Origin of the sequence: Nocardia sp. NPDC019219 (assembly GCF_040632645.1) — a bacterium.
In the GTDB taxonomy this organism is placed as follows: domain Bacteria; phylum Actinomycetota; class Actinomycetes; order Mycobacteriales; family Mycobacteriaceae; genus Nocardia; species Nocardia sputorum.
Genome location: NZ_JBEYCG010000005.1, coordinates 308,235 through 320,439, shown reverse-complemented (window position 1 = coordinate 320,439; position 12,205 = coordinate 308,235). Strand labels below are relative to the sequence as shown.

Here is a 12,205-nt window from a genome sequence, read left to right as displayed (position 1 = left end):
GGACGCACGATCAGCCGGATCGCCCGCTACGTCGCGGACGCCGCGATCGTCGGCTCAGTCAGCCGCTCGGTGAATGTCGAACACCGCGCAGAGGCCGTGTCACTGCTCCGGCACTTTCCGCCGGGTGGGTGACGTCCGCGCCGACCCGCGCGGGTCGGCGCGCGAGCGGTCCTCGTCACCCGCGCAGTCATCGGCCCAGCGGAGAAGCGCTCGGTAGAGCCAGAATTGGGCGGCTCCGGAGGTGGTGGCACCGGTGATCTCGGTGGTCAGCGTCCAATAACGGTGGATACCGTGGTGGTTGTCGGTGGCGTTGTCGAGGAGCCTGCGGCGCAGGCGTGGGGTGTCGCGTTCGCCTCGTGCGGTGGCGTGCGCCTCGATGAACCGGTCGAGTTCGGGGCCGGGACCGGGGCGGCGGTGTGCGGCGACGAGCGGATCCACGGTTTCGCAGACTTCGGCAACCGCCGTCACCAGTGCGCATTTGTCGCGAATTCCCCTGGGGTCTGTTCGCCACAGTTGACCTGCCATCGCGACGCTCAATGCGGGATCGGTGACGCGAGCTACGAGTTCGGCGTACGCCACGAGATGCTCGGGCGGCGGATCGGTCGGCAGGTGCGGAAGGTTCATCGCGACGAATCCGTCGAATATCGCCGTCGGCAGGGGAGCCAGCAGTCGCCGCCAGAACGCGATGAGACGGTCCTGCGCGTGGCGACGGTCCTGCACAGCGGCAAGCCATTCCAGCCGAGCGGCGTGTTGGGTGGGTGCCGCGTCCTCGACAGCGCGCAGCGACGCCCGCCGCCAGGCCAGCACGCCGAGTTCGGTGTCCAGCGCCGCCCGCTCGGCGGCGACCGCGTCGGTGATCGACGTGCGGCCGGCGAGGACGTCGACGATCGCCGGCAGTCCCAGGCCGAGCGCACGGAGTCGGCGCAGCAGCAGTACCCGGTCCACCGCGGTCGCCGGATCGAACAATCGGTGCCCGCCGGAGCTACGCCGTGACTCCAGAATCCCTTCGTCGCAATAGAAGCGGAGCGTACGGACGGGCACGCCGGTCGAGCGCGACAGGTCCCCGATGCCGACCAGGCCGTCACGGTGTGTGTTCTCGGTCACGATCGCTGGAACCTCCACCCCGGTGGAGTTCCTACCGTACTGGAACACCCACCAGGACAAGGAGTGACACCGATGACCGAGCACACGACGATGAACACCGAGCAGATCTGGCGGGCAGTTGCCGCGGAGCGGGCCGGTCTGGCCGAGCTGTTGGCGCGACTGCCCGAAGAAGACTGGGACCGCCCTTCGCTGTGCGCGGGCTGGCGTGTGCGTGAGGTAGTCGCGCACGTGGTGCTGTCGGCGCGCGCCGATATCGGCTGGATCCTCGTCAATCTGATCCGCGCCCGCGGCAGTCTGCACCGGGCCATCCGCGACACCGCTGTTCGCCACGCCGAGCGTCGCACGACCGGGCAGTTGCTCGGCGAGCTGCGCGACAGCATCGACGCGCGCGTCACGGTCATCGGCACGACACCGGCGGATCGGCTGATGGATCTGCTGGTGCACGGCCAAGACATCGCGCTGCCGCTCGGCATCTCCCGGCAGATGCCGGGCCCCGCCGCCCGGACCGCGATCGACCGAATCTGGACGACAGGCGCACCGTTCCACGCTCGCCGGAGGTTCGCCGGTTACCGCCTTGTCGCCAGCGACATCGATTGGGCGGCGGGCGAGGGAGCGGTCATCACCGGCCCGATCGCCGCCCTCCTACTGGTCGTGACCGGTCGCCGGGAAGGGTGGGACCGGCTCACCGGCGACGGGGCGGCCTCGGCGGCGGAACATGATCGAGTGTGATCACGGTCGGACCCGATAGCTGAACCGATGCTCCCGGACCCGACAGCGCCGGGGCGGGGAGCATCCGGCCGGACCGGAAGCAGGCGTGGCGGTTGCTCGGGCGACGCGGAGGCCGTCACCGCAGCCGGTGCCGAGCAAACGACAACCACGGGAAGCGAATTCGTGCAGCGCGGGTCAGAGAAGTTCTTCGAAAGTACGTTCGAACCCCAGCGCGCCGCGGCCGTCGGCCACCTGACGGTCGAGAAGGTTTTTCAAAGGCGCGACGAAATCGAGGGCGACATTCGCGTCCCGACTGGCGCGGTTGATCGCGTCGAGCGCGGCTTTGTGAAAGGCGATCGATTGGACGGGGTCGGCATAGGCGGCGGCGTCGATGACAGCGCCCTGATGCGGCAGCGACTCGGTCATCGCGGTGACCCACGCGGCGGCGCGCCGACCGAATTCGGCGGCGGAGACGCCGGCGGAGCGCATCATGGCCGCACCGTGCAGGAAACCGCCGAACATGGCGTACATGGTGGCGAGCAGGGCGAAGTCGTAGGTCGAGGCCAAGCCCGCGTCGTCGCCGAAAAATTCTGCGGCGGAGAGGAATTCCAGGGTTTCGCGGTGCGCGTCGAAGATTGCCCGCGAGCCGCTGTAGAGGATCGCGGCGCCGGGCAGGCCGATCATCGGTGGCACCGCCATGATCCCGCCGTCCAGGTAGTCGCAGTCGAGTCCGGCCGCCCACGTGGCCAGTTCGCGCGCCTCGCCCGGGGCGGTGCTGGTCAGGTTGATCAGTTGCCGTCCGGCCAGTCGCTCGGCCACTGGGTCGAGGGTGGCGTGCACCGACGCGTGGTCGAGCAGGACGGCGATGATCGGACCGCCGGCCTCGATCGCCTCGGCGAGCGTCGCGGCCCGGACGGCTCCGGCGGCGAGGAGTTCGGCATCCTTCCCCTGGGTGCGGTTCCAGACGGTCGTCGGCACGCCGGCCTTCAGGAATGTCGCGGCAAGTGCGCGGCCCATCGCACCGAGGCCCAGGATGGTCACGGGGGTCTTCGTGGTCTCCGCCATGGCGGAATCAACTCCTTGGGGTAGAGGAACGTCCTGGTCAGCGCGCTGGGACCAAGATTGCTCGCTGCCCGGCAAGGAGGCAAGTACCTACTATTTTGTCCGGTACTTACCTATTGGTTGGTGAACAGGTGGAGAGGGTGGCGATGGGCGCGAAACGATCAGGGCCGTACTTCTGCGGCATCGACGCCGCGATGGATGTCGTCGGCGGCAAGTGGAAGGCGCTGATCCTGTGGGAGCTGGAGAACCATGGCGTACGGCGCTTCGGTGAGTTGCGCAAGGGACTGCCGGGGGTCTCGGAGAAGATGCTGATCCAGCAACTGCGCGAGCTGGAAGAGGACGGCATCGTCAGCCGGACCGTGTACCGCGAAGTGCCGCCGCGGGTGGAGTACCGGCTGACCGAGATCGGGGTGGCGCTCAACGCCGCACTGGAACCGCTGGGCGCCTGGGGACGCGCCCGGATCGATCGGATCGGGGCGGGACGCGTGCATCCCCAGCCGTGAGTGAATCCTTCAAAAGTGAATGTTTCACTCGGGCAACATCGTTGAGCGGAAGATCAAGCTACTAGTTGGTAACTTTAGTTACCTTTGTGCATCCGTCGTGTAATTGACGCATAACCGGGCCCGTCGTATGTTCCACGTCACAACTTTGGCAAGATGTGGGTGGCGGCGCGGATGTCGGATGATGGGTATGACCTACGGGTCTTGCTGACGCGGGCGCTCCGCCGAATTCAGGAGTTGGAGGCACGGTCTCAGCGTGAGCCGATCGCCGTCGTGGGTATCGGTTGCCGCTTTCCGGGCGGTGCGGAAACCCCGCAGCAGTACTGGGAACTGCTGTCCTCGGGCCGCGGCGCGATCGTCGAGGCGCCCGAAAACCGTTGGCATGTCACGGATTCGGCGCCTCGGCGAGCGCGGCGGCGGGCCGGCCTGCTGACGGGGCCGATCGATGCCATGGATGCCGGGTTCTTCGGGATCGCACCGCGCGAAGCGGCATCGATGGACCCGCAACAGCGGCTGGCACTCGAAATAGCCTGGGAAGCGATGGAAGACGCGGCACTGCTGCCGGACAGCCCGGCCGCAGCCCGCGCCGGGGTGTTCCTCGGCGTCAGCTGGCAGGAATACCAGCGCACCATCACCCCGGACTGGGTGAAGTCGGTGGACGCGCACACGCTCACCGGGACGATGTCGAGCATCGTTGCCGGGCGGGTGTCCTACGCGCTCGGGTTGCGCGGCCCGGCGGTGGCGATCGACACGGCGTGTTCGTCGTCGCTGGTGGCGGTGCATCAGGCGTGTCGCAGTCTGCGCGCGGGCGAGTGCGACGTCGCGTTGGCGGGTGGGGTGAATCTGCTGCAATCCGAACTCACCTCCGAGGCGCTGGCCCGTATGGGCGCGCTGTCACCGGACGGGCACTGTCGTCCCTTCGACGCCCGCGCGAACGGGTATGTGCGCGGCGAGGGCGCGGGTGTCGTTGTGCTCAAGACGCTTTCGCGGGCGATTGCCGACGGCGACGCGATCAGGGCGCTCATCCGAGGCTCGAGCGTGAACCACGACGGTCGTTCCATGGGCCTCACCGCACCGAATCCGACGGCACAGCGCGAGTTGCTGCGCGACGCGCTGGCCGACGCCGGCTGCACCGCCGACCGGGTCGGCTACGTCGAGACGCACGGCACCGGCACGCCACTGGGCGATCCGATCGAGATCGAAGCGCTGACCAAGGTTCTCGGCGGGCCGCGTCCGGATGGGTCGGTGTGCCTGCTGGGTTCGGTGAAGTCGCAGATCGGCCACCTGGAGGCGGCGGCGGGCATCGCCGGTCTGATCAAGGTGGTGCTGCAACTGCAACATGAACGAATTCCGCGCCAGCACGACTTCGCCACGATGAACCCGAAGATTTCGCTCGACGGCACGGCGCTGGCGCTTCCGACCCGCGATATCGACTGGCCGCGTACGGAGCGGCCCCGGCTGGCCGGGGTGAGTTCGTTCGGTTTCTCGGGCACCAACGCGCATGTGGTGCTGGAACAGGCGCCCGACCCGCGGCCGCGCGCGGTACCGGAAGGCCCTGCACTGCTGGTTGTTTCGGCGCGCACCCCGACTGCGCTCGACCTGGTGTCCCGCCGTTACGCAGAGCAGTTGAGCCGGTCGGAGGTGCCGCTCGCCGATGTCGCTGCCACTGCGGCGCTGGGGCGCACGCATTTCGCGCGTCGGCGCGCGGTGGTGGCGCGTACGGCCGAGGAAGCAGCCCGCGAACTCGCAACTCCATCAGGTCGGTCGACCGACCTCGATGCGGGGAAGCCGCGGGTCGCGATGCTGTTCACGGGGCAGGGCGCACAGTACGCGGGAATGGGCGCGGCACTCGACCGCAAGTATCCGGCCTTCCGCGCGGCGCTCGACCGCTGTGACGAGTCGCTCGGACCACTTCCCGGCGGCATGCGACTGCGATCGGTGCTGTTCGACGCCGACGACGAGTTGCTGACCCGCACCGAGTACGCGCAACCGGCGCTGTTCGCGATCGAATGGGCCTGCGCCGAACTGTGGTCGGCGTTCGGCGTGCGTCCCGACGTGGTGCTGGGGCACAGCCTCGGTGAACTGGTGGCGGCGACCGTCGCGGGAGTGTTCGACCTCGACACCGGGTTGCGTCTGGCTGCCGAGCGTGGCCGGCTGATGCAGGCGGTCGCGCAGCGCGGCGCCATGGCGGCGGTGTTCGCCGCGCCCGCGGAATTCGAGGCGCTGGTGGACGCGCTCGCGGCGACTGCGTCGGTAGCCGCGGTCAACGGTCCCGGACAGTTCGTGGTCTCCGGAGCGGTGGACGCGGTGGACCGGATCCTGCGCGCCGCCGAGGAACGGTCGATCCGCACGGTGCGACTTCCCGGTGCGACGGCCTTCCACTCGCCGCTGCTGGATCCGATGCTGGACGACTTCGAGACCCGGGTCGCCGAACTGGCGCCCCATCCGCGCGCGGCGGCGATTCCGCTGGTGTCGAACGTGACCGGCGCGCGGATCGAGACCCGCATGGATGCCGCGTACTGGCGGGCGCACGCCCGCGGCACCGTCCGTTTCGCCGACGGTGTGCGCTCGGTCGCCGAGCTGGGCGTGGACGCCTACCTCGAAGTGGGACCGCACCCGGTGCTGCTGGAATTCGGGCGGCATGCCGACACCGGCGCTCTGTGGCTGCCGAGTATGCGCCGACGTTCCAGCGACGACGAGGTGTTGCTGACCGCTCTGGGTGAGCTGTACTGCTCCGGTGCGGAAATCGAATGGACCGCGGTGGTGCCCGAAGGCGCACAGCGGCGCAACGACCTGCCCACCTATCCGTTCGAGCGGCAGCAGCTCGCCGTGCCGAACGCGGGCACCTCGTCGAGCACCGGATATCTCGCCGAGCATCGGTTCCGGGACCGCGCGGTGGTGCCCGCGGCGGATCTCGCGCTGCGCGCTCTGCGCGCGGCCGGAAACACAGACCATGAGCTGATCGATTTCGTCGCCGCGCGGCCGGTGCCGCTCGGGGAATTGGCCGAGCCGGTCGTGTCCGAGGCGGGGGATCGCACCGAAGTGCGGTTCCATGTCGAGAACGGCAGTGTCACCGCGGTGTCCGCGGCGGTCCGGGCCGCTTCGGCCCGGCCGCGCGAAGCCGGTGACCTGTCCGCGGCGCGGCGCGCGCTGGGCACCGAATGGGACGTCGCGGACTTCTACCGGCGGTGTGCCGACGCCGGATTGACCTTCGGTCCGCGATTCCGCTGGATCACGCGGTTGTGGGGCGGCGAGGGCAGCGTGCTCGCCGAATTGCGGCGTCCGGCCGAACTCGCCGGTGAACCGGACGCCTGGCTGCCGTGCCTGCTCGACGCCGCGGTGCAGACCGGCCTCGCGTTGGCCTCCAGGGACACCGACGCGGCTCGACTGCCGGTCGGTATCGGCCGTCTGCGGTTGGCCGGCGAAGACGCGGGCGCCGCCGCGTGGGCGCTGGCCGAGCGCACCGGCCGCACAGTTCGCATCACGGTCTTCGATACCGCGGGCGCCGTGTTCTGCGAGATGGAAGACGTATGGTTCGCCGAGTCCGGCATCGCCGGACAGTCGCAGGATCGGGATCGCATGTCCGGCCTCACGCATCGTCCGACCTGGGCGCCCGTCGTGGCGTCGCCGAGCGGACGGGGACCCGCCGCCGCGCTGGTGATCGGCGTCGGTCACCAGGCCGACCGGCTCGCCGCCGCCTTGCGCGCCGCCGGTACCGATGCCGTGGCGGTAGAACGCACAACGGATCTCGCTGTCCGGCCCGACGATGACCGGGCGGTGATCTACCTCGCCGACGTCGAGGCGGACGACAGCGCCGAGGCGGCGCGGCGGGAATCGCACTTCGCCCTGGGTGTGATCCAGCGGATGGCTCGGAGCGTCGCCGACGCACCCTTGTACTTGGTGACCATCGGGGCAACCGGAGCGCTGCCCGGGGAACCGGTGCGCGCTGCTGCCGCGGCGCTGTGGGGATTGGGCGCGGTCGCGCACACCGAACTGCCCGAAGTGCGCTGCCGCCTGATCGATCTGCCCGTGGGCGCACACTGCGACGACCACCGCCTGGTGAGCGAAATCCGCTCGGGGGCGGCGGATCAGGCGGTCGCGCTGCGCGGACACCACCGTTACACGCCGCGAATGCAGCCCTCCGACGACCTCGGCTCCCTGCCTCGGCTCGATCGTGGCGGCGCGTATCTGATCACCGGCGGGCGCGGAGCGCTGGGGTTGTCCGCTGCGCGAACTTTGGCCGAAGCCGGTGCGGGGACTGTCGTGCTGGCCGGTCGCAGTGTCCCCGCTCCGGGAGACGAGCGGGCGATGGCGCGAATCGCGGCCCTCGGCGCGCGCGTCGAGACCGTGGTGGTCGACGTCGGGGATCGAGCGGCGTTGTCGCGTCTGCTCGCTCGCTTCGGTGACGAGCTGCCGAGGCTGTCCGGGGTGGTGCACTGCGCGGGCGTCCTGGACGACGCCCTGCTCGTCGAGCAGACCGCGGGTCATATCGATCGGGTGTTCGCGGGGAAGGTCGCGGGGGCGTGGCACCTGCACGAGCTGACCGCTGACAGGTCGCTGGAGCTGTTCGTGCTGTTCTCGTCGGTCAGCGCCGTGGTGGGCACCGCCGGGCAGGGAAACTATGCCGCGGCGAACGCGTATCTCGATGCCCTCGCTCGCCTGCGCGCGGCGCGCGGGCTGCCCGCGGTGAGCATCGCGTGGGGCCCGTGGGCGAACACCGGCATGGCCGGCGGGCTCAGCGACGCGGCCCGCCGCGCTTGGTTGCGCCACGGCGTCGCCGAATTGGCCGCCGAGGACGGCGCTCGAGCGCTGCGCTCGCTGCTGTCGGCCGAGGGCGTCGTCGCGGTATTCCCGGCTGTCACAGCCGTTGCGGCGCAAGCGGAATCGATCGCCGAGGTGGACGCGCAGGACGCCCGAGCGCCGCGTGAGCCGGCGGAACTGCTCGAACTGGTGCGTGGCCACGCCATGACCGCACTGGGCCGCACGACGGCGATTTCCGATCGCATGCCGCTGCGCGAACTCGGACTGGATTCGATGATGGCCGTCGAACTGCGCGACGCGCTCTCCGCCGATCTGGGCGTGCGGCTGCCGGCGACCCTGCTGTTCGATCATCCGACCGTCGCCGCGGTGTCCGAGGAGATCGCCCGGCTCGGCGCGACGTCCGCCCCTCGCCGCACGGCAGGAGAGCAGGCCGGACCACGACCGATCACGCGCACCTCCGAGCAGCTCACCACCCCCGTGTACCCAACCGAACTCCCGGTTACACCTACTACATCGAACGTGTCGCAGCTCACAACGCACGAAACCGGTTCTGCCACGGACGAGGACGCCGAGGCGATCGCGATCATCGGCATGGGCTGCCGTTATCCCGGCGCGGTCCGCGGGCCTGCCGATTTGTGGCACGTGCTCGCCACCGAGACCGATGCGGTGACCGAGGTGCCCGCGACCCGCTGGGATGCGGACGCCTTCTTCGATCCGGACCCCGACGCCGAGGGCAAGACCTACACGCGCTGGGGCGGGTTCGTCGACGGTGTCGAGGACTTCGACGCCGGGTTCTTCGACATCTCCGTCGGCGAGGCGCGGATGCTGGACCCGCAGCAGCGGTTGCTGCTCGAGACAGCGTGGGAGGCGCTCGAACACGCCGGTTATCCGGCGAGTCGCCTGGAGGGCAGCCGGACCGGTGTCTTCGTCGGATTGATGTCCAATGACTATGCCGAACGGATGGCGCGGGCCGACCTCGCGCCCGATGCCTGGTTCGGTACCGGCAATCTCTCCAGCGTCGCCTCCGGGCGGCTGTCGTACTTCCTCGGCGTGCACGGTCCCAGCCTCACCATCGACACCGCGTGCTCGTCGTCCTTGGTGACGGTGCACACCGCGGTACGCAGCCTGCGCAGCGGCGAATGCGATCTCGCGCTGGCCGGTGGCGCCACCGTGGTGCTCACGCCCTCGCTCGACATCTATTTCGCGCGGGCGCGCGGCCTGGCTGCCGACGGTCGGTGCAAGAGCTTCGACGCGCGCGCCGACGGCGTGGTCTGGAGTGACGGCGCGGGGATGCTGGTGCTCAAACGACTGGCGGATGCCCGGCGCGACGGCGATCGGGTGCTGGGACTGGTGCGCGGATCGGCGGTCAATTCCGACGGCCGCAGTCAGGGACTGAGCGCGCCGAACGGTCCGGCGCAGGAACGGGTCATCCGCGCGGCGCTCGCGGACGCGGCACTCGCGGCGCAGGACATCGATTACGTCGAGACGCACGGCACCGGCACGGCGCTGGGCGATCCGATCGAAGTGAACGCGCTGGCCTCGGTGCTGGGGCAAGGTCGCACCGAAGCGACCCCGTTGTGGATCGGATCGGTGAAGTCGAACCTCGGGCACACCCAGGCCGCGGCGGGGATCGCGAACATCATCAAGGTGATCGAGTCTCTGCGGCACGAGCGCATTCCCGCCTCGCTGCACTTCCGGTCGGGCAATCCGCATATCGACTGGGATTCGGTCGCGATTCGCGTGGTCGCCGAGCAGCGCCCGTGGCCGCGTTCGCGGCGACCGCGGCGGGCGGGTGTGAGCGCGTTCGGTATCAGCGGGACGAACGCGCACGTGGTACTCGAGGAAGCGCCGCAGGCAGCCGAGCCCGCAACCGCTGACGACGCCGGACCCCATCTGCTGGTTCTGTCGGCCAAGAGCGCCGAGGCGCTGCGTGCGCTGGCGGCTCGCTACCGGGATCTGCTGGCCACCCGCCCGGAGACCGCGCTGGGGGATTTGTGCGCGTCCGCCGCGGTGGGCCGAACCCACTTCGGCGAGCGGGTGGCCATCGGCTTCGACACCGCCGCGCAATTGCGCGCCGCGCTCGGGAATGTCGCCTCGGGGACGATCGCGAGCGGGTCGGTCGTCGAGGAGTCGACCGGTTCGTCGGACCTCGCTCGCCGGTACGTCGATGGTTCCGATATCGACTGGGCCGCAGTGCATTCCGGTCGCCGGTGGCGTCATGTCGATTTGCCGACCTACCCGTTCCAGCGCAAACGGCACTGGCTGGAGTTGACGCCGCGTTCGGCGGACGCGCCCTCGTCGCGCACGCTGCGGCTCGCTCCGGAGATGTTCGAAGGACACCGCCTGCGCGGTGTGCCCACGGTGCCCGCGGCGTGGCTGTGCGCTCAGCTGAACGAGATCGGCGCTCGACTGCCCGGGGCGTGGGAGGTCACCGGGCTGCGACTGCTACAGCCGCTGGAGGTCACCGCAGAAACGGAACTGCGGGTCGAACTCGAGCCCGGCCCGGACGGTCATGGCGTGCGTTTCGTTCGCCGCGATGACGGCGTGACCTGCTATGCGCAGGCCACACTTACTGCGGCGGAATCGGATTCCATCGCCCCGCTCGAGGCTGTGGCGCGTGACCCGGAGCCACGGATATGGCCGGACTACTACGACACGGTGGCCGGGCTGGGCCTGGATCTGGGTGCCGAATACCGCTGTGCCCTCGAGTTCCGGCGGATCGGCGACAGCGAAGCCGAGGCCGTGTTCCGGCTGCCCGGTGACCGCGCGACGGCGCTCGATCCGATCCTGCTCGATGCCTGTCTGCACACCATCGTGGTGACCGCTCGGGCCGAGGGGTTGTTCCTGCCGTCCGCTGTGGGCAGAGCTCGATTCTTCGGCGGACCGTCGGCCGGGGATACGACTGTCCGGTGCCGGGTGCGGGTGACCGAACGCGGTGCGCGCGTCATCGTCGGTGACGCCACACTGCACTCGCTCTCCGGGCGACCGCTCGCCAGCGTGCACGGGGTCGAACTGATGGCTACGGGGCCAGGGTTTGCGCCGCACTTGTCTGCCGGCGAATCGGATTCGTCCCGGCTCACGCGTCTGCTGCACCACATGGAATGGGTTCCCGCCGAGAACGGCGCGTTCGAAGCAGGGGAGCCCCCGGGCCGCTGGTTGATCTTCGGTGACGGGCCGGTCGGTGACGCGGTCGCCGCCGAGCTGGCTGCGCGCGGCGCGGACACCGTGGTGGTACGCCCGGACGACGCGGCCGACCCGCTCTCGTCGCCGTTCCGAGGTGTCGTCTTCGCGTGGACCGCGGCGTCCGCCCGGACCCGCATCGAAGCCGTCCTGCGGTTGACGCGCGCGCTCGACGCGGCGGCGCACCGGCCGTCCGCGCTGTGGTTGCTGACCGTCGACGCCCAGCACGTCGCTCCCGCCGACCGGCCGGATCCCGACCAGGCGCTGTTGTGGGGTTTCGGGCGCACACTGAGGACCGAGCATCCGGAGTTCGGGTGCCGACTGCTGGATCTGCCCGCCGAATTCGCCGCCGACAGTATCGTCGACGGTTTGCTCAGCGGGCGCACCGGTGAGTTCGCGATTCGCGACAACCGTTGGCTGACCGCTCGTCTCACCGACGGCCCCGCGCCGTCCGACGAGTACCAACTGGTCGCCGACCGCTCCGGCGAATTCGACCGGATGCGATTGACCTCCGGTGTCCGGCGTGCGCCGGCGCCCGGGGAGGTCGAGATCGCCGTCGCCGCCGCCGGTCTCAATGCCCGTGACCTGTGGGTGGCCTCGGGCATACATCCGCAGGGTGTGCTGCCGTTGGGTGCGGAATGCGCGGGCCGGATCACCGCGGTCGGCGCCGGTGTCGACGGGCTCGCGGTCGGTGACCGTGTCGTGGCCTTGGCCAGCGAGAGTCTCGCCAGTCACGTGACGGTCGACCAGGGCATGGTGGCACTGCTGCCGGATCACCTGTCCTTCGCCGAAGGCGCCACCGTGCCCTACGCCTTCACCGCCGCATGGCATGCGCTGTTCGATCTCGGCGGTCTGCGTACCGGGGACCGCGTGCTCGTCCACGGCTCCGC

At 70.0% G+C, this 12,205-nt stretch carries 5 protein-coding genes (1 of these 5 running past the window's edge); 3 read left to right on the top strand and 2 right to left on the bottom strand.

What is annotated here, in order from left to right:
* Positions 1-99 precede the first annotated feature (99 nt).
* On the bottom strand, positions 100-1,104 hold the full coding sequence (locus ABZ552_RS12840; RefSeq protein WP_281880419.1) for a MerR family transcriptional regulator: 1,005 nt from the start codon (positions 1,102-1,104) through the stop codon (positions 100-102).
* Positions 1,105-1,176: 72 nt separating this feature from the next.
* Here ABZ552_RS12840 and ABZ552_RS12835 point away from each other — a divergent pair, with 72 nt between their 5' ends.
* Positions 1,177-1,833 (top strand): maleylpyruvate isomerase family mycothiol-dependent enzyme, encoded by a 657-nt coding sequence (locus tag ABZ552_RS12835; RefSeq protein WP_281880421.1) that lies wholly within the window; start codon positions 1,177-1,179, stop codon positions 1,831-1,833.
* 174 nt (positions 1,834-2,007) lie between these two features.
* Here ABZ552_RS12835 and ABZ552_RS12830 read toward each other — a convergent pair whose 3' ends face one another.
* A complete protein-coding gene (locus ABZ552_RS12830; RefSeq protein WP_357437108.1) occupies positions 2,008-2,877 on the bottom strand; it encodes an NAD(P)-binding domain-containing protein in 870 nt (289 codons plus the stop codon).
* 143 nt (positions 2,878-3,020) lie between these two features.
* On the opposite strand from ABZ552_RS12830, the gene ABZ552_RS12825 reads away from it, so the two are divergent.
* The gene (locus tag ABZ552_RS12825; protein ID WP_281880980.1) at positions 3,021-3,377 is read left to right on the top strand and encodes a helix-turn-helix domain-containing protein; all 357 of its coding nucleotides are present in this window, start codon (positions 3,021-3,023) and stop codon (positions 3,375-3,377) included.
* A gap of 234 nt (positions 3,378-3,611) precedes the next feature.
* Positions 3,612-12,205: the beginning of an SDR family NAD(P)-dependent oxidoreductase gene (locus tag ABZ552_RS12820; protein WP_357437104.1), read on the top strand. It continues 12,883 nt past the right edge of the window; 8,594 of the gene's 21,477 nt are visible here — the first part of the coding sequence; its start codon is at positions 3,612-3,614; its stop codon lies beyond the right edge, outside the window.

What these genes read in the sequence shown, in the direction of transcription:
- ABZ552_RS12825 (WP_281880980.1), top strand. Translation starts at nt 3,021, where the DNA reads ATGGGCGCGAAACGATCAGGGCCGTACTTCTGCGGCATCGACGCCGCG.
- ABZ552_RS12835 (WP_281880421.1), top strand. Translation starts at nt 1,177, where the DNA reads ATGACCGAGCACACGACGATGAACACCGAGCAGATCTGGCGGGCAGTT.
- ABZ552_RS12830 (WP_357437108.1), bottom strand. Translation starts at nt 2,877, where the DNA reads ATGGCGGAGACCACGAAGACCCCCGTGACCATCCTGGGCCTCGGTGCG.